Origin of the sequence: Ensifer sp. SSB1 (genome assembly GCF_016652895.1) — a bacterium.
Taxonomy (GTDB): domain Bacteria; phylum Pseudomonadota; class Alphaproteobacteria; order Rhizobiales; family Rhizobiaceae; genus Ensifer.
Genome location: NZ_JAEPRP010000062.1, coordinates 14,846 through 37,775, shown reverse-complemented (window position 1 = coordinate 37,775; position 22,930 = coordinate 14,846). Strand labels below are relative to the sequence as shown.

The following is a 22,930-nucleotide window of genomic DNA, read 5'->3' as shown; positions in this document are numbered from 1 at the left end:
AGCGTGCGCCGCGGCAAAACGCTGTTGGTTGATTGGCGCTGGCTCTTGATACCCCCCCCCCCCGTTGTGTCGAGTGGTTCAAGCCTAACCCGTAGTGCCATTTATTCAATAATATCTATGGAAATTATGGACTAAAATTCGAGAGCCGTGCGAAGCAAACATTCGAACGGCGTGAGGTTCCGGGGAAATTCCGTCCGGGCCGTCGCTACTAGCGCTGGTGAACGCTCCCGCGCGTCGATACTGGGCACACGTCGAATGCACGGTGGTAGGCGGGTGGAACTGCAAATACCCTCACGTCTGGCCGAGCTATGCACACCGCGTCAGGTGAAGTTGGTTGCAGAGCGCACATGAAAAGCCCTGCTTTGCCATTCGGCAAAACAGGGCTTTGTGGCGATCGGATTTTCGGTTCACTCCACCCGGAAGCGGACGCTGAGCCTTCACGACTACACTATTCCGGGCGGAGACGCCCAGAACCGGTCTCAGCAGCGGCCGAGGCTTGGTCGTGTCATCAGTTCGTTGGTGAGATGTGCCCTCTTGTCTCCGCACTCCTCTGCCTCCTTGAGCAGTGACGCGAGCGCCAACTCGAGGCAGTATTGCACGCCTTCGACATTGAGGGTCTTGGCGGAGTCGCGCGCATAGGTGACAAGGCGAGCCAATGCCAGCAGTTCCTTTTCCTTGTCTTCCGGCTCCACCGGTACAGCAAATGAAGATAGCATGATGTTCCCCAGCTCCCTATGGATCGGCCAGATCCAGTTCAGCGTGAGCAATCATAGCGTGACTGCGCGGCAGTGCGCGTGACATGAGCGTGACACACGTTGTATGGGAAAACCCCGCGCTTAAGATGAAGCGTCAGGTTGACCGGACAACCTCTTCCACATGCTGGTAGAATTGAATTTCCAGTATTTCGCCACAACTGCTCGTTGGTTCGGCGCGTTGTGCAGCGCACTAAGCAAAAGCAACGCATCGATCCGCTTCTGATCGACGAATTCAGCGGCAAGCAGGTCTTTGAGGGTCGAGCGGTCGATGCCTGCGGTAAGGCGCGCGCGTGCGACCACCGCGGTCCAGGTGCGCTCCTTGTAGAAGATGCCGGCCGCCGCGGTGGCGATTGCCGCTGCCGCCTCCGCAGAAAGAAGTTGGCGATCCCGAAGGCGCCTGAGGGTCATGTCCACATTCACGAGCGGCAGGGTCAGCGGCAGGTGCCCGAGCTCAGCCGGGCCGTGGATCAGGGCGACATCGGCATCGTCCACGCGCTCGCATTGCGCATATTGACGATAGACCTCGCCAATGCCCGTCATACCGAAGGGAGCGCATTCGGCAGCGCGCAGCGCACCCATGCTGGCTGCACCGAAGACCTGAACGCCTTGCGTCAGCGCGTAGAGAATCTCCTTGTGCCAGACCGGTGCCACCTGTTCGAAATAGCCATCGACAAGGCCGATGGCTATCGCTCCGCGCTCGGTCGCGCTGAGAATGTCGCCCTGGACGGCAGGTGGCAGGACGGTGATGGCATCGCCCGCAATTTTCTGCGCGTCCGGCAGCGTCGGGCCCACGAAGACGATCTTCATTAGACCTCCAGCGCGCGCGCTAGCGCCCGCGCTCCGAAGCGGCGCTTGCGCAGCCCATCGGGGTTTTCGAGGTCGGGAACGAGAACCTTGACGACAGAGAACGGCATTGCCCCCTCTTCGACCAGCGGTACGACGACGATCGAGCCGATACGGGCCTCCTCGAGCCGCTGCATCACGAAGCGCAGCAGTTCCTGCGGTCCGCCCCCGGCGTTGGTCGCGGCTGCCGTTTTCCTTTGAGGCACCGCCTCGAACAGGCGCTGCGTCTCGCTCGGAAGGGGACGGCTAAAAGTCTCGGGAAAGACGTCGTCGCGGGCGCCGCTAATATAGGTGAGCCGCGACTGGGCGGCTTCCGTCACGGCGCGGATGGCGGCTCTTCGCGCCACCGGGTGCGCGCCATGGCCGATCGTCACGTCGTGGTAGCAGGGGTGCCGCGCGGTCAGAATGCCGGCGCCGGCTAGGGTCGCCGCATAACAGGGGATTGCGACGTCGCTGGTCATATCGAATAGACGCAGTTGCAGGCCGCAGGCCACGATCTGCCGCTCCATCTCGTCGAGGATCGGATCCTCGAACGATGCCGGATCAATGGAAGTTCTGAGCTTGCCGTCCAGCGGCAACAGACGCCAGAGCGTTTCGGCGTCGCGCTCGATCCGCTCCAGCAGGCCGTGCAGGATGGCCTCGGTCTCAGTGTTGCCGGAGGCAAGGCCGTCGGAGGATTGCCAGTATCGGCAGCGGTCGATGGTTCGGTCGAGCGTCGTTGCGTGAAGCGGCGCCCAGGTGCTGGATCCATCCGCCAGATCGAAGCCGCTGAGCCAGGCGATCATCTCGTCGTCTCCGAGATCGGCCGAGCCGGCGGCCACCAGACCCGGAAGCGACAGAGCCCGGTCCCCGCTCTCGCACAGTGCCCGTCGGGTCGCCGTTCTGGACGGAACGGTAGGCGCACAGGCAACGGCCCGTTCGATCGCCTCCATCGCGGCCGAAATCTTGGCGTCGCTATCGCTGATGCCTTTTCCTTGATTGATGACGATCGACCGCGCATTCGGGGAAACGGCGCTCCAGACCGGGATCCCGATCTTGTCGAGCCCGGTCAGGCGCGCAAGCCGGCTGACGCCGAATGTCGGCAAAAGCGGCGCGATGCGCCGAAGGGTCTCTTCGGGCGAACAGGCACGGTCGCTGTATGAAAGCATTCCGGCCGTCGGATGACCGATACGATCATCCGACGGCCGGTCAATTTCGGTGGCCTGCGCCACGTGTCGGCGCTAGCCGTCCATGAATCCGCCGGAAACCGAACCGGACGAGGCGGCCAGCACGGCGAGGTTCACACCCTTGTGCACTGTCGCGCCGCCGTTGCTGCGCAGGTCGTTGGCCGATGCGAGCGGTCCCTGTGTCGGCGTCGGAATTAGCGTCACCGTTCCCGCGTCCAGATCGGCCATCCAGAGCCTGTCATCGCCTTCCACACCAATTACCACCACTTTCGCCATTTGCCCCTCCTGGCTTTCACTGAATGAAGACGTCAGAAGCCTGCCTTGCGCAGGCCTTCGCAATAATGGACTCGCTGCCACTCTTCCCTAAAGGGAACGATTGCCATCCATTTGTCGAGATCAAAATCCGGGTGTACGTCGAAAGTTTTGCGGACGTATTGGCGGGCCTTTTTCCTGTTGCCAAGCATGCCCCAGCTCGCCGCCGACAACCGGTCTGCAGGCGTCGGATCGCGCATGCGCTCGATATAGGCGATGGCCTGCTCGTACTGGCCGAGCGAGTAGCTGGCGCCGGCCGCGGTCCAGAAATATTCGTCCGGCGCAATCGGATTGAGGTCGAGCGCGGCCTGGATCTTGCGTAGCCCGCCCTCGGGACGCGAGGCCTGCACCAGCGTGTCGGCGTAGCTCGCGATCACGTTGGCATGCTGCGGGCTCAGCGCCTCCGCCTTGTCATGGTACTCCATGCTCTCATCGAACTGTCTCAGATAGAGCTTGACGACGCCGAGCTCGCGATAACCGGTTGCCAGGGTGTCATCGGCTCCCACCGCGTCGCGCGCATGCCGCTCCGCAAGCGCCAACAGTTCGCTGTCGCCACGTGCCGTCAGCAGCCACTCGAAGAAGTAGCTGCGTGCCAGGCCACTCATCGCCGGCGCAAAGTCGGAATTCTCGTACAGCGATTCACGGAAGCTCTTGCGAGCGCGCCGCACTTCCGGAAGGTTGAGCTGCTTGAGGTAGCGTTGCCCGAGCAGGAAACTGCGATAGGACCCGACATTGGTTTCGTAGGTCTTCCGGTGTGTCTCGTTGCGCTCCACCTGGCTGGCGATGGCATAGGCGATCTGCAGTGCGATCTCCCGCCTGGAAGTCATCAACCCGTCGCCGTCGATATTGAAGCGGTCAGCCCAGATCACTTCGTCATTGGCAAAGAAGATCAGTTGGGTGAACAGGGTCAGTCGGCTGCCCTCGTCCGTCAGGCGCGTATCGAGGATGTAGCTGATGGCGTGCTTCTGGTAGGTGTTTGCCTTGTCGGACTGAAGGCTGATCTGCGCGGCCGTGTAGGGTGCAATGACCGAAACCGAACGAAGCGCACAAAGACCGATGGTGACGTCCTCGATCAGGGCGCTTGCAAACTGGGTGGAGGGACTGTCGATCGCTCCATTGCTCGGCGGAAGCAGTACGACACGCGGCGGACGCAAGTCGGCAGCTGGCTCCGCAACTGGCGCGAAGATCGTCGAAGCTGGCGGTCGCCATTCCGCGACCGCGGGAACGACCGGGGCATTGCTGTGCGCGATTGCCCTTGCCTCGAGGGGATTGCCCTCCAGCTGAAAGACCTGGGTCAGGATCTTGCGCACATCTTCGTCGAGCGGATTGCGCTCGAGGAGCCGTGCTGCGGCCGCCTTGACCAGCTTGCGCTGGCTCTTCGTCGCTTCCGGTACGGCTGCAAGCAAGCTTTCGCGCAGGAGCGTCATGTGCTCGCCGCGCTGACGCTCGATCCAGCCGTGGAGCGCTTGCCCTTGCGACTTCAGATCCTTGAGGAAGTCCTCCTGGAACGTCGTCGCCGCCAGCTGGAAGCGGGTGAGAGGATCGTCCGTGTCTCGGCTGATTTCATCGAGATCGCTCTGCAGCCGATCGACGTCGAGCCCGACCGACGTTTGCGAGAAACTCAGGAAATGGCAGCCGAGTTCGTCCTGTCGCGCGCTGATCCGGGAGATCGTCTTGCGCAGATTGACGAAGGCCTGGCTGGGGACGACTTCATCCCACAACAGCTTGGCAATGTCGTTTCTCGACTGCTCGCGATGTCCGCCGACGATCAGATAACAAAGGATGAGCAGACCCTTTTCCGGAAAGGCCACTTCGCGCCCGTCGGCATCGACGAGGCGCAAGCGCCCGAGGGTCTGCAGTCTGAATGTCATCCGGTCATTCCTGTCGGGCGCAAACGATTATCCGTGCAAATCCTGGGCGTGGCTCGTTCCCGCGCGGCTGCTTTCCGTCTCCGGCGTCTGGGCCACGGCGGCGACGAGCGAGATGATCTTCTTGCGCAGCACCGGATCCGTGATCTTCAGGAAAGCACGGTTGAGCGCGATGCCTTCCTTCGACGAAACGAAGGAGGAGATTTCGCTCGGTTCGCGTGTCGTGTCGCCGGCGCCGTTGCGGGCAGCGGCGTCGTCGCCTTCCTGGAAGAAGAAGCTCGGATGAACGCCGAGGATATCGGCGATCGCCTGAAGACGGCTGGCGCCGATGCGGTTGGTGCCTTTTTCGTACTTCTGAACCTGCTGGAATGTGATCCCGAGGCCGTCGGCCAGCTTCTCCTGGCTCAACCCGGCCATCAACCGACGCATCCTGACGCGGGAACCGACAAAGACATCAATCTGGCTGGGGGCTTTTGTGTTCACTTGTATTTCCTCCGCACGTAGGAGTGGTCAAATCATACATATGAGTTTGCTTGAATAAATCTCCCGATGCAATCACTACGGGCTAAAACACGGAGATTTGCAAGGCCGCCCCGGTTTTCCAGGGGGTGAGCCGGACGATGCCACAACGATTGGTGCACAAGCGCGCGCATTGTGGCGGATCACGGAGGCCAACTTGCCTCGTTTACGCCAAAATACAGGGGCGCCGGGCGCGAATCGATCCGGCGTCAACGCGCTTGCGACTGTGCGAATGGCCGGGTCCCATCATCCTCATTCAACGGCCTGTTACGGTCGCCGTTACTGTTACGTACTTGTGCTGTCACGGCTCCTGAAGAAGCTGCGATCATACCGGCTCTATGTCCGCGCCTTACCTGCCTGCTGGCGGCATGAGGGGGCAGAACGGCGCCGGCTCGGATTGCTGCTAGATGCCGGAGAACCGAAATGCGCAGATTGACCCTGGCCTTGACCCTGTTGGCGATTGCTTCCGTTCCGGCGCAGGCCGGTCCGGCAACGACAAGCGCGTCCGTCAATTTCCGGGAAGGCCCGGGCACCGGTTTCAACAGTCTGGGCACGATTGCGGAAGGCGCGGAGGTCGACGTCAAGGAATGCGACGATGCCGGCACATGGTGCGCTGTCAGCTTCAGCGGCCAGAACGGCTTTGTCAGCGGCAAGTACCTGAACGATGCCGACCCGAAGGGGCTTGGCTGGCCGCGCGCCTTCAAGACCGACAGCGGCGCGACCATCACGCTCTACCAGCCGCAGATCAATGCGTGGAAGGACTTCGCTGATCTCGATGCGCTGATCGCGGCCGAGTACAAACAGTCCGACGATGCCAAGCCGATTTACGGCGTCATCGGGGTCACCGGAAAGACCGACGCCGACAGCGCGACCGGCCAGGTCGTCGTTTCCGACATCAAGATGACGGAGATCAATTTTTCCGTCCTCGACCGGAAGGAATTGGCGGATCTCGCGCTTGAGGTCGGAAAGCTGATGCCGGTCGGAACCATCACCATTTCCGAGGACAAGTTGACGGCGAGCCTCGCCGACTACGAGCGGCTCGGTAATGTCGAAGGGCTGAAGGCCGATCCGCCGCCGATCTTTGTCAGCAAGAAACCGGCGGTGCTGGTGCAGACCGACGGCAAGGCGGTGTTCGCGCCGGTCAAGGGTGTCGAGGGCCTGTCCTTCGCCGTCAACACCAATTGGGACCTGTTCAAGGTCGATGCGGACGGCACCTATTATCTGCGCAACGACAAGTCCTGGCTGCAAGCGAAGGACCTAGCCTCGGGGTGGCAGCCTGCGCCGTCGCTGCCCGACATTCTTGGCAAGCTGCCGGACGACGACAACTGGAAGGATGCGAAGGCGGCAATTCCGCCGCAACCGGACAAGGTCGTGATGCCGGATGTCGTCTATTCGGACAAACCTTCCGAGCTGCTCGTCTTCGACGGCGAGCCGAAGCTGGAGCAGGTGCCGGGCACCGGCCTCAAGGTTGCGACCAACAGCGAGAGCGATGTCTTCTACCGCGATGCGGATTCCAACTGGTACATCCTCGTCTCCGGCCGCTGGTTCGCGAGCTCTTCTCTCGATGGTCCGTGGACCTTCGCGACGCCCAAGCTTCCCGAAGATTTCCAGAACATCCCGCAGGATGCCGCCTATTACACGGTGCGCGCGTCCGTTCCCGGCACGTCTGAAAATGCCGAAGCGCGACTGAAGGCAAGCATTCCCGAAAAGGCGCGCGTGGCGCTCGATGGGTCGGTCACGGTCGACGTGACCTATAGCGGCGATCCGAAGTTCGAGCAGATCGACGGCACTTCGCTCACCTACGCCGTGAACACGAACGAGACCGTCATCAAGGTCGGCGACAAGTACTTCGTCGTGAAGGACGGGATCTGGTTCGTCGGCGACAAGCCGACCGGACCGTTTAGCGTCGCCAAGGCGGTGCCGGACGAGATCTACCAGATCCCGCCATCTTCGCCGGTCTACAACGCGACCTATGTGCGGATCTACGAGACGGAGCCTGATGCGGTCTGGTTCGGCTACACGATGGGCTATCTCGGTGCCTATCTCGCCTGGGACACCTTCGTCTACGGCACCGGCTGGTACTATGACGACTATTGGGACTATGGCTGGGCCGGCGGCGGCTATTGGCCTTACTATCCGCGCCCGGTGACCTATGGTGTCGGCGCGTTCTACAATCCGGCTGTCGGGACCTTTGGCCGCTATGGCTATGCCTATGGCCCCTACCGCGGCATCGCCGCCGGCGCCGCCTACAATCCGCGCACCGGGACCTATATGCGCGGCGCTGTCGGCTACGGACCGAATGGCGACCGGGGCTTCGTCGCGGCTTACAATCCGCGCACCGGCAACGCCGCGATCGCGCGTGGCGGGCACAATGTCTACGGCAGCTGGGGTACGGCGGCCGTCAAGCACGGCTCGGACTTTGCGCGCATCTCCGGCGGCGCGACTGCGGGCGGCGCCGGGATGCATTGGCGCACGTCAGACGGCAATCACGGCTTTGTCGCCGGTGGCAAGGGTGGCGACGTCTATGCCGGGCGTGACGGAAGCGTCTATCGCCGCGACGACGGACAATGGCAGAAGCACACGCCGGACGGCTGGCAGCCAGTCGACAAGCCGTCGATCCAGGATCGGGCCAAGGCGGGCGAACAGTTCTCTGCCAATCATCCGGATGCGGCCCAGAACCTGAATCAGCGGATCGAGACACGTCAGTCCGGCCAGGGAGCAGGCGCCAGAACATTGGACCGGGCACCCGACCATCTGGCCATCGACAACATCGGGCGACAGCTCGGCAACCAGCGCGCCTTCGAACGCCAGTCCTTCGATCAGCGCCCGCTGAACTTCCCGAGCAACGGAGGCGGTGGCTTTGACCGTCCGGGCGGCTTCGGGGGAGGTGGCTTCGAAGGAGGTGGGTTCCACGGCGGCGGCGGCTTTCAAGGCGGCGGCGGTTTCCATGGTGGGGGCGGCTTCAGTGGAGGCGGTGGTTTCCATGGCGGTGGCGGTTTCCGCCGTCGCTGATCTGCGGCGAAAGGGCATTGGCAGAACCGCCTATAGGTATGTTAGCATTTGTAAAAGTTGAGAATCGTGCCGGTCGGGGGACCGGCATGATCGGTGGGGGTGGTAAGCATGGGCTGTGTCGGGTCGTCGCATCGTTTTCTGGGGCCGCTTTTCGGCCTTCTTGTGTTGCTTTCAATCGTCTTCGGACCCGTCGCCAAGGGATTTGCGCAGGAGCCGGCACCCGCCGCGCCGCCTGCCAAGGTCCAGCAACTGATCCAGCTTCTTGACGACCCTGAGGTGAAGCAGTGGCTTTCGGCGAAACAGGCACCTGCCGCCACTGCGGCTGAGGCTGAGGCGCCGGCGACCGGTATCGTCGCTCGATGGACAGCCCAAATCAGGCACCACCTGACAGGCATCAGCAATGCGGTGCCGCGCGTTCTCCCGGAAATAGAGGCCGCGCGGGACCGCCTGGCTGGCGACATGGCGAACCATGGCGCCGCTCCGATCCTCAAGGGTTTCTTCTTCATTCTGCTGATCGGCTATGGCGCCGAATATCTCTTGCGCTGGGTGCTGAAGCGCAGCCTTCAGGGCGCGGTCCTGACGGGGCCGGCCCGAACGATATTGACACGAGTGCTGCCGCTCATCGTTTTCGCGGCCGCCAGCATGTCGGTGCTCGCGATCGCCGACTGGCCGCCGCGGTTGGAGGCGACGATCGCACCGTTGCTTGGTGCCTGGATCGGCGCCCGCCTGCTGATGATCATCGCCGCGGCTGTGCTGACCGGTGGGCCGGCAAGCGAGGAGAGTGCAGACGGGCGGGTCGGCTACATGTCGCTCACGGCGGATGATGCCCGCTTCTGGCACCGGCACAGCCTGTGGCTGATCGGCGCTGCGGCGCTGGTATGGGGCGTCGGCGATGCAATGCGGGCGCTATCCATTTCGGATGACGTACATGATCTCGTCTCCGCTGCCCTCGGTCTCGTCGTTCTGGTGCTCGGGATCGTGACGGTGGTGCGTCGGCCCGTCGGCACCGTCATTGGCTCGCGACGCATTGTCGGTAACGTCCTGTTGGTCGCCTTCCTGATCGTCTTGTGGATGCTTTGGGTCGCCGGCATGGATGTCCTGTTCTGGATCGGCCTCTACTTGATCGGCATGCCGCCGTTGCTGCGCTTCACCAGCGCCTTCACCAAAACCTTGCTGCAGGCTTCCGCCGAAGACGACGTGCATGTGATGCGCAACATCTTGATCGAGCGCGGCGCCCGACTGCTGGTCATTGCTCTGGCGGCTGGCTGGCTGGCGCTGGTCTTCAAGGTCAGTGCGACGGCGATGATGCATGACGACGCCTTCAACCGGGTGGTCCGCGGGCTGCTCGCCGGTATCGTCATTCTGCTGGCGGCAGATCTCATCTGGCAGCTCGTAAAGGGTTTCATCAATCTGCGGGTCAAGCAGGCCAACCACGCGACCGAGGACCCGGCGGAGCGCGCCCGCAATACCCGTCTGATGACATTGCTGCCGATCCTGCGCAATTTTCTCGCGGCCTTCATCGCCGTCGTGGCGGTGCTCATGGTGCTCTCCGGCCTCGGCGTGGAAATCGGCCCGCTGATTGCCGGTGCCGGTGTCTTCGGCGTGGCCATCGGCTTCGGCTCGCAATCGCTCGTCTAGGACGTCATCAGCGGCATCTTCTACATGATGGACGATGCCTTCCGCATCGGCGAGTATATCCAGAGCGGCAGCTACAAGGGCACGGTCGAATCGTTCAGCATTCGCTCCGTCAAGCTGCGCCATCACCGCGGCCCGGTCTTTACCGTACCTTTCGGCTCGCTCGGCGCGGTGCAGAACATGAGCCGTGACTGGGTGATCGACAAGTTCCTGATCAACGTCTCCTTCGACGCTGATGTCGCCAAGGTGAAGAAGCTGGTGAAGGGAATTGGTGCCAAGCTGCTCGAGGATCCTGATGTCGGGCCGTTGATCCTGGAAACGGTCAAGATGAAGGGCGTCGAGAATTTCGGCGACTATGGGATGACCTTGAGTTTTGCCATGAAGACGAAGCCGGGGAACCAGACGCAGGTAAGGCGTCGGGCCCAGGTGATGATCAAGGAAGCCTTCAAGGAAAACGGCATCAGCTTCGCATCGCCGACGGTGCAGGTGGCAGGCGACGAGCAGCAGCATTCCGTTGCGGCCGCCGCTGCGACCCGCGACGCGATCGCCAAGAAGAATGCCGCCGCGGCCCTCGCCGAAGGCGGTGCGCCGGAGGAATAGGATCCATCGGGAAGGTTTCTCGGGCCTGGGAGGCCGATCATGAAACGCCTGCTTGTGGGATTGGTGCTGCTTGTGCTGTGTGCGGGCGGCGGCGCCTGGGCGCAGTCGGACGAAGCCTTCGTCCGGTCGATGTTTGTCCCGCACAGGGACGATTTCGACGGGATGGAAAAGCGACGCATCGTCCGGATCATCGTGCCGTTCAGCAAGACGATCTACTTCATCGATCGGGGCCAGCAACTGGGCACGGCCGTCGAATTCGGGACGGCGCTTGAGAACGAACTCAACAAGAGCCGCAAGAAGCAGATCGACAAGATCCGCGTCGGTTTCGTGCCGATGCCGCGGGCGAAGCTTCTCTCGGCACTGGAAGAAGGGCTTGGCGATATCGTCATGGCCAACCTGACGATCACCGAAGCGCGGCGAGCGAAGGTCGATTTCACCGCTCCGCTCTACGATGAAGCGAGGGAGGTTCTGGTCACCGGCCCTTCGGCGCCCGTGATCGCCAGCCTTGACGACCTGAGCGGACAGGAAATCCACGTGCGCCGCTCCAGCAGCTACTACGAACACCTGGCGACGCTCAGCGCCGGTTTCGAAAAGTCCGGTCGCGCACCGATTGCCTTGAAGGACATGGACGAGAATCTCGAGGACGAAGACGTCCTGGAGGTGATCAACGCCGGACTGCTGCCATGGACCGTCATCGATATGTACAAGGCGAATATCTGGTCGAAGGTCTTCACCGACCTCAAGGTGAGAGAGGATATTGCCGTCTCGAATCACGGTGAAATCGCCTGGGCAATCCGCAAAGACAGCCCGAAGCTCAAGGCCGTTCTTGATGACTTCGTCAAGGGCCATAAGATCGGCACCACCTTCGGCAACATCCTGAGAAACACCTATTACAAGGGTGACAAGATGCTGAAGCGGGCCTATGCGCCTGATGACGTCGAACGTTTCAAGCAACTCGTCGAGATCTTCCGCAAGCACGGAAGCACCTATTCTTTCGATCACCTGATGCTGATGGCGCAGGGTTACCAGGAATCGCAACTCGATCAGACCCGGCGCAGCCAGCGTGGCGCGGTCGGCATCATGCAACTGTTGCCGTCGACTGCGGCGGACAAGGCGGTTAACATCCGCGGTATCGACAAGGACGAGAATCTGAACGTCGAAGCCGGATCGAAATACCTGCGTTTCCTGGTCGATACCTATATCAACGATCCGGCCGTGGCGCCGCGCGACCAATTGCTGTTTGCCTTCGCGGCCTACAATGCCGGGCCCGGGAACCTGCGGAAGTTCCGGGCAAAGGCCAGCGAAATGGGGCTCGATCCGAACCTCTGGTTCGGCAATGTCGAAAATGCCGCCGCCGCGATCGTTGGGCGCGAGACGGTTCAATATGTCAGCAATATCTATAAGTACTATGTCGCCTATAGCCTGCTTGCGGCCCATGATGCTGACACGGCCGCGACGAAAATCGAAAACAAGACGGCGACCACCGCGCCATAGGCGCAGGTGTTGCTCGCCAGTAGTGGAGGTCTCGAAATGGTCGCTGTGAAAAGCAACTCGCTGGTGAGACGGTCGGCGGCCTTCCTTTGCCTTTGCGCTTTGACACTCGCGGGCTGCACGACCCCGGATCTTGAACCGATCCCCGGCAGCATCACCTACGGCGGCCAGCCGCGGACGAAACTGACGAAGGCGCCCGTGGGCAGCATCGTTCCGCACCGTTTCACCAGCGGCAACAGCTTCGTCCAGGAGACCTATGTCATTCAGCCGGACCGCACGCTGAAACTCATCCGTCGCGACTACTATGATCTGCCGATCGATCGATGAACCGGGCACGCATCCCGTGCTCGGTTGGTTGACAGTCTCGCGTCGACACACGATAGCTCGCTGCGGATGAAGATTGCCTTTTACGCACCATTGAAATCGCCCGAACATCCGGTGCCTTCGGGCGACCGGCTGATGGCGCGCATGCTGATCGCAGCACTTCAGGCCGATGGACATGCGGTTGCGATTGCATCGGACCTGCGCAGCTTCATGGCCAAGGCGTCGAACGAGGATTTTGCCGAGCTGGAACGCGCGGCGGGGACCGAGACCGCGCGCCTTCGGAAGCTCTGGCGGCACGAGGGCGCACCCGATCTCTGGTTCTGCTACCATCCTTACTACAAGGCGCCCGACCTTCTCGGGCCCGCGCTCGCGGACGAATTTTCCATTCCTTATGTCACCGCAGAAGCGTCCTACTCGATGCGGCGGAACGAGGGTGTCCGAGCCATTGCCCAGCGCCACGTTCTTGCCGCCATCGAGCAGGCGGCAGTCAATATCTGCCTGACGCGCCGCGACCGTGATGGCCTTCTTGAAGCGGCACCGTCGTGCCGACACGCGATGCTCGCGCCGTTCATCGACGCGTCTCCCTTCCGTGAGAACGAGCCGGCGGCCGGTGTCGTCTGCCGGATGGTCGTGGTCGCGATGATGCGCAGCGGCGACAAGATGGATAGTTACCGCATGCTGGCGCAAGCGCTGGCGCTCCTTGCGGATGCCGCCTGGACCTTGACGATCGTCGGTGACGGACCTTGTCGCGCCGAGGTCATGGAAGCCTTTGCAGCCTTGCCTTCCGAGCGACTGGTATGGCTTGGCGAAAAAGATGCAGCGGAATTGCCGGATATTCTGGCGAGCAGCGATCTCTATGTGTGGCCCGGCTGCGGCGAGGCCTATGGGCTTGCCTATCTCGAGGCACAGGCTGCCGGCCTGCCGGCAATCGCGCAACACACGGCCGGCGTGCCCGAGGTGGTGCGAGACGGCGAGACTGGGCTGTTGACGCCGGATGGCGATATCGGCGCTTATGCGGCGGCGATGCACGACCTGATCGAGGATCAGGCTCGCCGCCGGCGATTGGGCGCAGCCGCCCGGCGGTTCGTTCACGAGGAGCGCTCGTTTCACGCCGCCGCGCGACGGCTTCGCTCGATTTTCGATGAATTCCTGGAGACGCCGAGATGACAGAGGAAGTCCATTGGCAGCGCCTTGCTGCGGAACTCGATCGCATCGCGGCGTCAGGCCGGCAGGTGGATTTCTGGCTTCGTGACGATGATGCAGCCGAGCCGACGGTGGCGCTCGATCGTCTGCTGTCGCTGGTCGACAGACACGGGCTTGCCGTCGTTCTCGCCGTTCCGCCGGCCCTAACCGGCGAAGCGCTCGCACGCCGTCTGGATGGGCTCGTGCATGTCAGCATCGCCGTACATGGATGGGCGCATCGCAATCATGCCCCGCCTGAAGAAAAGAAGCAGGAGCTCGGCGCGCACCGGCCGCGGGCCGCGGTGCTCCACGAACTCGAACTCGGCTACGACCGCTTGCGGACGCTTTTCCCGGTTGGTTTCGTGCCGATGCTCGTTCCTCCGTGGAACCGGATCGACAAGTCTCTCTTGGATGCCTTGCCCGAAATCGGGTTCACGGTGCTTTCGGTCTTCGGGCCGGAGAAGCCGTCGCCGTTCAAGCTGGCCAACACCCATGTCGACGTCATGGACTGGCGCGGGACGCGCGGCTGTCGCGACCATGCATCGATCGTCGCCGATATCATTACAAGGTTTAGGCAGGTCTGCGGCGATGTCGAGGAAAGGGCGGATCAGAAGGGTCGCACGATCGGCGTGCTGACGCATCATCTGGTTCACGACGAGGGCGTCTGGGCGTTCCTCGAAAAGCTCTTCGCGGCGACGAGCAGGCACCCGGCCTGTCGCTGGCTCGCCGGCCGCGAGATTACTACAGCTCGATGATCTGTCCGTCGCGGGCGGCAAAGGCGCCGGCGAAGGTCGCCTGAACGTCGCGTTCCATTGCCGTGAGCGCTTCGTCGGTGCGGGACGGATCGTGATGGAACATGGCGAGTTGCTTGACGTCGGCGGCCATTGCCAGCCGCGCGCCATGCATGCCGGTCGAGTGCCCGTAGCCCTGAAAATGGTCCATCTCGCTCTCGAGATAGGTGCAGTCATAGACCACCAGGTCACAGCCGGCGATCAGTTCAAGAACGGCGGGATCGAGAATGCCGGGCTGATGCTCGGTGTCGTAGACGAGAGCGACGGCGCGACCGTTCCACTCGACGCGGTAGCCGACGCAGCCGCCGGGATGATTGAGGCTCGTTGTGCGGATCGTGATCCCCGCGCGCGGCGTCAGGACGTCACCGGGCTTGAAATCCATGCCGTCGAGGCTTGCCTGACAGATATCCGGATCCACGGGGAACCACGGCGGCCGCATGAAGTCGCGGATCATTTCCTTCGTGGTCATAGTGCCGTGCAGGTGGCCGGACCAGAAGCGCACCGAATTCTGACACTTGTAGATCGGTTTGAAATAGGGGAGGCCGATGATGTGGTCATAGTGGCTGTGTGTGAAGAAAAGGTCGAACTGGTCGATACCTTCGGCGATCAGCGAGTAACCGGCCTCACGTATTCCAGACCCTGCATCGAAAAGCAAAACGTCCTTGCCGCATCGAATCTCGATGCAGGACGTATTCCCTCCATAGGCGACGTATTGTTGGCCGGATACCGGCAAACTTCCTCTTACGCCCCAGAACCGCACTCGAAAGTTGTCGTCACGCATTCATTTCGGCTTCACTACGCACGCTCGGATCATTTTGATCCTTGTGTGACTGTTAAACAAGCACAGATGGCCACACCCCTGCAATGCCATGGGTTATTATTTGGAAAGTAACCTTAGCGTCGCCAAGAGTGACCGATTGAAAATCGCCCGACGGAACCGCGTTTCAGCGGGAATCGCCGGATCGATGGCTCGCCCTTAGCAACGGCATATGAAACTTTTTGTTGCGCTCTTACGTGGATTGTCTATCGAACGCAGTAACGCAGGGAACAGGTTACGCATGGTTGAGGCAACGGACGGGCGGTTCTACGACAGCGTACCTCTCTTCGATGCGTTCGAGGGGGTGACGGACGAGGCGAATTATCGCCCGCTGCCGGACGGCTGGGTCCTTGCCGTTGCCGACATCGTCAACTCGACCGGTGCGATTGCCGAAGGCCGCTACAAAACTGTGAATATGGCCGGCGCCAGCGTCATATCGGCGTTGATGAACGCGCTCGAAGAAAAGTCGATGCCCTTTGTTTTCGGGGGTGACGGCGCCCTCGCCGCGCTGCCGGCGCCAATGGAGGGCCGCGCACGCGCTGCACTCTCCGCCGTCAAGACCTGGGTGGCCGAGGAGCTTGGGCTCGAATTGCGCGCCGCCTTGGTGCCGGTCAGTGATATCCGGGCCAACGGCTTCGACATGCGCGTCGCCCGCTTCAAGGCGAGCGAAGAAGTCTTCTATGCGATGTTTGCGGGCGGCGGCGCCAGTTGGGCGGAGGCGGCGATGAAGGCGGGACGCTATCCCGTTGGTGCTGCGGCCGCCGGCACCCGGCCCGATCTGACCGGGCTCTCCTGTCGCTGGAACCCGATCGAATCCCGCCATGGCACCATAGCCTCGATTATCGCCGTGCCCGGACAGAAGGGCAATGGACCGGAGTTCCAGGCGTTGATCGCTGATATTGTCGCGTTGGCCGACGAGGAAGAGCGCAACGGTCATCCTGTTCCAGAGCTTGGGCCGCGGCCGCGGTTCTCTTTCAAGGGCATCGACGCTGAGACGCGGGCCGTGGCGCCGAAGGGGCAGCGCTTTTTCGCCCGTTGCTTCATCACCGTGCAGACACTGGCGCTGTTTGTATGTCTGAAGATGGGGTGGAATCTCGGGACGTTCGACACGGGCCGCTACCGCCGTGACCTCGCTGACAACACGGATTTCCGCAAGTTCGACGACGGACTGAAAATGACGGTCGACATCAGCGCCGAACGGCTGGAACGGATCGAAGCGCGGCTAAAGCAGGCCGAGGCCGCGGGCGTCGGGCACTATGGACTGCATCAGCAGGATTCAGCGCTCATGACCTGTATCGTGCCGACGCCGATGACGCGGGACCACATGCATTTCGTCGACGGCGCGTCGGGCGGCTATGCGGTCGCCGCGAGCAAGCTCAAGGCAACGCTGGCGCGGGTTCAGACTGCCTAGCAACGGCACCGAGATGCCGTCCGGTTTGCGGCCCTCGGCGAACCCGGTGCGGGTCAGGCCTTGACGATATGTTCGCCGGTCAGCCCGTTGCGGTGAAAGACGTTGCGCGTATCGACGACGAGCGGCGCGGCAGCCGCAAGGGCGGCGTAGTCCACCTGGTCATGGTCGGTGGCAATCAACACGGCGTCGAACCCTGCCAGCGTTTGCGCGTCGAGCACGACGGACCGCCGGCCCTTCAAGGCGCCATATTCACGCGTCGGCGGGATCTCGGCGACGTAAGGGTCGTGATAGGCGGTGCGCCCACCGCGCTCCTCGATCAATTCGATCAGGCGCAGCGACGGGCTTTCGCGAATGTCCGGAACATTCTTCTTGTAGGCGAGGCCGACGACGAGGACGTTGGAACGGCTGAGCGCCTTGCCCGCCTTGCGGTCGAGGGCCTCGGCCAGGCGGCTAACCACATGGCGGGGCATGGCCGAATTGATCTCGCCGGCAAGCTCGATGAAGCGCGTAGGCAGTTCGAATTCCCGCGACTTCCAGGTGAGGTAGAAGGGGTCGATCGGAATGCAGTGGCCGCCAAGCCCCGGGCCGGGGTAGAACGGCATATAGCCGAATGGCTTGGTTTTTGCCGCTTCGATCACTTCCCATACGTCGATGCCCATTGCCTCGTAGACGATCTTCAATTCGTTGACGAGGGCGATGTTGACGGAGCGGAAGATGTTCTCAGTGAGCTTCACAGCCTCGGCCGTGGCGTTGGAAGACACTGGCACGACGGTCTTCACCACGGCAGCATAGAACCGCTCCATAAGGGCCGAAGCCTGCGGACCGTCACCGGCGACGACCTTCGGAATGCTGACGGTCTCATAGGTCGGATTGCCGGGGTCCTCGCGCTCCGGGGAGAAGCCGACGAAGAAGTCGCTGCCGGACTTGAGCCCGGTTTCCTCAAGGATGGTGCGCACGACGCCATCGGTCGTCCCGGGATAGGTGGTCGATTCCAGGACGATAAGTTGTGCTGGCCGAAGTGTCGCAGCGATTGCGCGGGAGGTCTTCTCGACGAAGGAAAGATCCGGGTCGCGGTGTTTGGTGAGCGGCGTCGGCACGCAGATGATGATGACGTCGCAGCCCGCCAGCTTTTGAAAGTCCGTTGTCGAGCGGAAGCGGCCGGCACTGCTCTCTTTCGCAAGTGCTGCGTCCGATACGGCGGCGATGTAGGACTTGCCTGCATCAAGCGCGACGATCTTGTTGGGATCGATATCGAACCCGGTGACGGCAAAGCCTGCACGGGCGGCGGCGATGGCGAGCGGCAGGCCGACATAGCCAAGGCCGATGACGCCAACCCTGGCGCTGAAGGCAGTGATGGACGAGAGCAGGGTTTCGAAGTGAGGTGAGGTCAATTTTGCTTTCCGGATCTCGTGGACAGACGGGCGGCGTCGCGCGAACATGTCGTGGTTTGTTGGAGAGAAACAAGCCCCAAGTCAAGCGAGGCACCGCGTCGCGCCGCGGGACTGGCCCATGAGCCGACTATCAAATCTTCGCGCGAAAAAACTTTGCCTGGCCTCTGGAAATCGGCGGGCGGGATCAATATCTGCAAAGGATAAGTCCCGCTTTCCGGGTGCCTTCACGTCATCGACGCCGGAACGGCTGGAGCATTTTCTTAACGGGCACGGCTCATCATCATCCACCGCGAACTTGGACCGGCAATTTGCCGGGGCGTTCGTCGTCTCCGGATGCTGGCGTGGGACGGTCTGTCATGATGAGGACGCGAAATGGCCCCGACAAACGACAACGTATCCGAAATCCTCATCGACAAGGTTGCCGACTGGTTGATGCGGACGTCGCTCAGCGACGCACCGCTGGAAACGATCGTCAAAGGCTTCTGCGAGCGGCTGGCAGCCGCCGGTCTGCCGCTGATGCGCGTTCACCTCTCCTTTTCGATGCTGCATCCGCTTTACGACGCACTTGGCTTCACCTGGGTGCGCGGCAAGGGCGTCGAGGTGAGTGGACTCCGGCACGAAGAGCTGGCGCTCAATCCCGAACGTTTTCTGCAGAGCCCGTATTATTACCTGCTCAACAACAATCTCGAACATGTCCGGCGGCGCCTTTATCAGGATACGCCGTCCGAGTTCCCGATCTTTGATGATCTCAAGGAGATGGGTGCGACGGACTACCTGGCCTTCATGCAGTCACTGGGTGCCGATTCCGGACACGGCATGGTCGGATCCTGGACGACGGATCGCCACGGCGGCTTTACCGACGATGTGATTGGCGCGCTTTTGAAACTGCAGCATCATCTGGCAGTCGCCGCCAAGATGGCGGTGCTTGGAAAACTCGCCGACAATATGCTGACCACCTATCTCGGATCCAGCGCCGGCCGCCGCGTGATGAGCGGTCAGGTGCGTCGTGGCGATGGCGAAACCGTGCGTGCGATCCTGGTCATGGCCGATATGCGCCGCTCGACGATGCTGGCGGAGAAGGAGGGGCGGCAGTCCTATATCGAGACGCTGAATACCTATTTCGATGCGATCGCCGCCCCCTTCAATCGCAATGGTGGCCATATCCTGAGCTTCGTCGGTGACGGGTTCATCGCCGTCTATCCCTGTGGGCGCCACAAGGAGCCGTCCGAGTTTGCAGCCCGCGAAGCCTTTGCAGCCGTTCGCGCAGCAACCGTGCGCATGGAGATGCTGAACGGCGAAAGGCGCAAGCAAGCGCGCGATCCGATCGGCTATGGCATCGGACTGCATGTCGGCAACGTGATGTTCGGCAATGTCGGCCTGCGCGACCGGCTGACCTTCTCCGCCTTCGGCTCGGCCGTCAACGAAGTCCAGCGGTTGCAGAACCTCACCAAGAAGTATGCGCACAGCGTCGTCGCGAGCGAAGCCTTCGTCAACTACTGCGGTGGGGATTGGACCGCGCTCGGCCAGGAAAAACTGCGCGGCGTGCGGCAGAAGTTCACGATACTCTACCCCAACGATGCGGCGTTGCTTGCCAGGGCAGACGAGCGCTTCGACGATGTGTTGCAGGATGGACTTTCCGAAGCGGAACATGTCATGTTGCTTCACCGCAATACTCGTCCGCTTCAGCCGCCGCGCGGCCTGATCGACAAGATGCTTCAGTAAGGGGGAAGAATGTTCCGAGCCGTGTTTGTCGCCGCCAGCATCGCCATGGCCGGAGGCGCCATGGCGCAGCCGTGGGAAACCAAACTGTCAGACGGCTTCGAAGGACAGAATTTCGCGCCCGAGGGTGGGCTCTACTATCGCGAGAATTTCGAGCAGACTGCCGGCACGGTCGAATTTCAGAACGAGGTCAAGCGTACCGGAAACGGTGCGCTCAAACTGAGCGTCGTTCCGACCTGTCCGGACTCCCTCGACGGTTGTAGCGAGCGCGCCGAGATTTGGGAGAAGACGGCGCTGCGTGTGCCCTACGACCAGGGGGTCTGGTACGGTTTCGCGGTCAAGTTTGCCGATCCGATCCCAAGCGAGGACCATCGCTATCTGATCGCCCAGTGGAAACGTGAGATCGACCCCGGCGCCGAAGGCGATTTCAGCCCGTTCCTGGCTTTGCGCCTCGAAGCCGGCAAGCTCTTCGCCACGGTGGAGACGAACTACATCGCGCCGCTTTCATCCGGTCCGGAAGGAACGCCGGCCAGCTGCAGGCCCGGCGAGGTTCCCGTGTGGGGGCGCCCCAGCATCAACCAGATGCGCATGCTGGTCGCCGCCGACAGCAACTGGAAGCCGGAAGACGGCAGCCTGTTCAATGGCTGCACGGATGCCGTGAAGGTGACGAGCCATGGCAATCCGTTGCCCGATCCGAAATCCGGCTGGATCGATTTCGCGATCTACACGCTACCGGGGGCGAATGGCACCGGGCGTATCGAAATCTTCGCCAATGACAAGCCGATCATTACGGTAACCGGTCACGTCGGCCACGACGACAAGGGGCTCGGCAAGAACCAGTACTTCAAGTTCGGCCCCTATCGAGCGGCCGATACGACCGACTGGACGCTGTTCTACGACGACTTCCGTCGCTCGCCGAATTGCGCCGACGTGTTAAAGGCCGGGGCGTGCCCCGCGCTCTAACCGACTGAAGATGCAAGGAGCAATGCTCCGGTTGCAGTCGGCCTGCTGGACAGCCCTCTGAAGCTGCGCTAGTCTTTTTTAGAGGCGGCGGATAAAAAGGCGATGAGGGAAGCGTGCTGCTATGACATCTGGGGCGGACCTGCTTCGAGTTGAAGGTCTGCGGATCACATTCTCGGTGCTCGGCGGCGAAGTTCAAGCCGTCAACAACGCAAATTTCAGGATTTTGCCCGGCAAGGTCACGGCGCTCGTTGGTGAGTCGGGATCGGGAAAGTCGGCAATCAGCCAGGCGGTGATGGGCATTCTGCCCAACGTCGCGAGGGTTGGTGGCAAAATTTTGTTCAATGATCCCACCACGGCGGCAAAGCCGATCGACCTGCTCGCGCTGGAGCGGGAGGGGGAAGAGATTCGCAGCCTGCGCGGCACGCGTATCAGCAAGATTTTCCAGGAGCCGATGACGTCGTTGTCGCCGCTCCACACGATCGGAAACCAGATTTCCGAAGTGCTGAAGATCCATACGGATGCCGAAAAGGCGGAACGCCGGGCACGGACCGAGGAACTGCTTGGCTATGTCGGCTTCGCCAATCCCAAGCGTGCCTATGACATGTATCCGTTCGAGCTTTCCGGCGGCATGCGTCAGCGTGCGATGATCGCGATGGCGCTGATCTGCCGGCCGGCGCTGTTGATCGCCGATGAGCCGACGACTGCGCTCGACGTGACGGTACAGGCGCAGATCCTGAAACTTCTGCGCGAGCTTCAGGTGAAGCTCAATATGGCGATGCTGCTGATCACCCACGATCTCGGCGTCGTTGCCAATATGGCCGACGAGGTCGTGGTCATCTATCACGGACAGATCGTCGAGGCCGGCCCTGTCGAGGCGATTTTCCGCAACCCGCAGCATCCCTATCTCAAGGGGTTGATGGCGGCGGTCCCGCATTTCGACATGAAGCCCGGAGAGCGGCTGAAGGCGCTACGCGAAGTATCGGTCAAGGCCGGCACGCTGCTCGGGACCTCGGCAGCGAACAAGCCCGCCGGCCCGGATGTGCTGCTTTCCGTCCGCAATGTTTCGAAGACCTACGGGACGCGGAAGTCTTCCTGGTTCGGCGGCGGGGAAAGTACGCTGCATCGCGCAGTCGACGACGTCAGTTTCGACATCCGCCGCGGCGAGTGTCTCGGCCTCGTCGGCGAAAGCGGTTGCGGCAAGACCACCGTCAGCAAGATTCTCATGCGGGCGGTGACGCCTGACGCCGGATCTGTGACGTTCGACAATGGCGAAGGCCCTGTGGATGTCCTGAAGGTTCAGGGCGACGATCTGCAGGCACTGCGCTCGAAAATCCAGATGGTCTTCCAGGATCCGGTCTCGTCGCTTTCGCCGCGCATGACGGTCAAGAACATCCTCAGTGAGCCATTGGAAATCCACGGGCGTGGCACGGCGAAATCGCGCGTCGAAACGGTGCGCTCGCTGCTGCAGGCCGTCGGTCTCGACCAGCGCTTCGTCAACCGTTATCCGCACAGCTTCTCCGGCGGCCAGCGCCAGCGCATCGGCATTGCACGGGCGCTCGCGCTCGTGCCGGAACTGCTGATCTGCGACGAGCCGGTTTCGGCGCTCGACGTTTCCGTCCAGGCGCAAATTCTCAACCTGCTCAAGGACCTGCAGAAGGAACTGGGGCTAACCTGCCTGTTCATCTCGCACAACCTTGCGGTCGTGGACTATATGGCCGATCGCATCGCCGTCATGTGCGCCGGGCGCATCGTCGAGGTCGCGCCGCGCGAGGTGCTGATGCGCAAGCCGGTTCATCCCTATACCAAATCGCTTCTGGCGGCCGTTCCCTATCCGGATCTCGATCGTCCGCTCGACTTCGACAGGTTGAAGGACAGCGAAGGATCGGACATGCGCCGCTGGGGGCCGCAGTTCCGTGAGGACGATGCTGGCGACGCGCTCATCCCCACCGATCTCGGTGGCGACCATTTCGTGCTGGCGCACCGGTCCGTGGATGCAAGGGAGTTACGGCCATGATCACCCGCCGAACTGTACTGGCATTGCTTGCAACCGTTGCATTTCCCGTGCGGCTGCTGGCTGCTGGCGGCGAGCCGGCGTTTCTGGAAAAGCTGATTGCCGACGGCAAACTCCCGC

17 protein-coding genes and 1 pseudogene are annotated in these 22,930 nt (G+C 62.0%); 10 read left to right on the top strand and 8 right to left on the bottom strand.

Translation table 11 applies throughout. The annotated features are described in order from the left end of the window. Window positions 1–479: 479 nt before the first annotated feature. From I8N66_RS16965 to I8N66_RS16940, 6 genes are all read right to left on the bottom strand, one after another. Window positions 480–716: a hypothetical protein gene (locus I8N66_RS16965; RefSeq protein WP_113535723.1), complete on the bottom strand. Its 237-nt coding sequence runs from the start codon at window positions 714–716 to the stop codon at window positions 480–482. Window positions 717–836: 120 nt separating this feature from the next. Then, on the bottom strand, window positions 837–1,562 hold the full coding sequence (locus tag I8N66_RS16960; protein WP_291155572.1) for a TfuA-like protein: 726 nt from the start codon (window positions 1,560–1,562) through the stop codon (window positions 837–839). Then, window positions 1,562–2,746, bottom strand: a complete 1,185-nt coding sequence (locus I8N66_RS16955; protein WP_291155569.1) for a YcaO-like family protein — start codon at window positions 2,744–2,746, stop codon at window positions 1,562–1,564. Before I8N66_RS16955 ends, I8N66_RS16960 begins: the two co-directional genes overlap by 1 nt. A 72-nt stretch (window positions 2,747–2,818) precedes the next feature. After that, window positions 2,819–3,040, bottom strand: coding sequence for a hypothetical protein (locus I8N66_RS16950; protein ID WP_291155566.1), 222 nt, complete (start codon window positions 3,038–3,040; stop codon window positions 2,819–2,821). Between the two features lie 32 nt (window positions 3,041–3,072). After that, window positions 3,073–4,947, bottom strand: a complete 1,875-nt coding sequence (locus tag I8N66_RS16945; protein WP_291155563.1) for an SARP family transcriptional regulator — start codon at window positions 4,945–4,947, stop codon at window positions 3,073–3,075. Window positions 4,948–4,974: 27 nt separating this feature from the next. Next, window positions 4,975–5,427 (bottom strand): helix-turn-helix transcriptional regulator, encoded by a 453-nt coding sequence (locus I8N66_RS16940; protein ID WP_291155560.1) that lies wholly within the window; start codon window positions 5,425–5,427, stop codon window positions 4,975–4,977. Between the two features lie 459 nt (window positions 5,428–5,886). On the opposite strand from I8N66_RS16940, the gene I8N66_RS16935 reads away from it, so the two are divergent. The 6 genes and pseudogenes from I8N66_RS16935 (at window position 5,887) to I8N66_RS16910 (ending at window position 14,462) form a co-directional block, all read left to right on the top strand. After that, window positions 5,887–8,475, top strand: a complete 2,589-nt coding sequence (locus I8N66_RS16935; protein WP_291155557.1) for an SH3 domain-containing protein — start codon at window positions 5,887–5,889, stop codon at window positions 8,473–8,475. Window positions 8,476–8,583: 108 nt separating this feature from the next. Beyond that, a pseudogene (locus I8N66_RS16930) lies at window positions 8,584–10,710 on the top strand (mechanosensitive ion channel domain-containing protein). Between the two features lie 39 nt (window positions 10,711–10,749). Next, a complete protein-coding gene (locus I8N66_RS16925; RefSeq protein ID WP_291155554.1) occupies window positions 10,750–12,204 on the top strand; it encodes a lytic transglycosylase F in 1,455 nt (484 codons plus the stop codon). A gap of 36 nt (window positions 12,205–12,240) precedes the next feature. Further along, entirely contained in the window at window positions 12,241–12,528 is a 288-nt protein-coding gene (locus I8N66_RS16920) for a hypothetical protein (RefSeq protein WP_113535716.1), read from the top strand. A 66-nt stretch (window positions 12,529–12,594) separates the two neighbouring features. Continuing rightward, window positions 12,595–13,692, top strand: a complete 1,098-nt coding sequence (locus I8N66_RS16915) for a glycosyltransferase (protein WP_291155550.1) — start codon at window positions 12,595–12,597, stop codon at window positions 13,690–13,692. Continuing rightward, on the top strand, window positions 13,689–14,462 hold the full coding sequence (locus tag I8N66_RS16910; protein ID WP_291155547.1) for a polysaccharide deacetylase family protein: 774 nt from the start codon (window positions 13,689–13,691) through the stop codon (window positions 14,460–14,462). The genes I8N66_RS16915 and I8N66_RS16910 overlap by 4 nt, the downstream gene beginning before the upstream one ends. On the opposite strand, the gene I8N66_RS16905 is transcribed toward I8N66_RS16910, so the two are convergent. Beyond that, a complete protein-coding gene (locus I8N66_RS16905; protein WP_291155544.1) occupies window positions 14,449–15,279 on the bottom strand; it encodes an MBL fold metallo-hydrolase in 831 nt (276 codons plus the stop codon). The genes I8N66_RS16910 and I8N66_RS16905 overlap by 14 nt on opposite strands. Before the next feature lie 277 nt (window positions 15,280–15,556). On the opposite strand from I8N66_RS16905, the gene I8N66_RS16900 reads away from it, so the two are divergent. Then, window positions 15,557–16,726, top strand: a complete 1,170-nt coding sequence (locus tag I8N66_RS16900) for a DUF3095 domain-containing protein (RefSeq protein WP_291155541.1) — start codon at window positions 15,557–15,559, stop codon at window positions 16,724–16,726. 53 nt (window positions 16,727–16,779) lie between these two features. Here I8N66_RS16900 and I8N66_RS16895 read toward each other — a convergent pair whose 3' ends face one another. Beyond that, a complete protein-coding gene (locus tag I8N66_RS16895) occupies window positions 16,780–18,117 on the bottom strand; it encodes a nucleotide sugar dehydrogenase (RefSeq protein ID WP_291155538.1) in 1,338 nt (445 codons plus the stop codon). Window positions 18,118–18,489: 372 nt separating this feature from the next. Here I8N66_RS16895 and I8N66_RS16890 point away from each other — a divergent pair, with 372 nt between their 5' ends. The 3 genes from I8N66_RS16890 (at window position 18,490) to I8N66_RS16880 (ending at window position 22,813) form a co-directional block, all read left to right on the top strand. Next, window positions 18,490–19,839 carry an adenylate/guanylate cyclase domain-containing protein gene (locus I8N66_RS16890; protein WP_113535710.1) on the top strand — a complete coding sequence of 450 codons (1,350 nt, stop codon included), beginning with the start codon at window positions 18,490–18,492 and terminating at the stop codon, window positions 19,837–19,839. Between the two features lie 9 nt (window positions 19,840–19,848). Continuing rightward, window positions 19,849–20,799, top strand: coding sequence for a polysaccharide lyase (locus I8N66_RS16885; protein WP_291155534.1), 951 nt, complete (start codon window positions 19,849–19,851; stop codon window positions 20,797–20,799). A gap of 121 nt (window positions 20,800–20,920) precedes the next feature. After that, window positions 20,921–22,813: an ABC transporter ATP-binding protein gene (locus I8N66_RS16880; protein WP_291155530.1), complete on the top strand. Its 1,893-nt coding sequence runs from the start codon at window positions 20,921–20,923 to the stop codon at window positions 22,811–22,813. Window positions 22,814–22,930 lie beyond the last annotated feature (117 nt).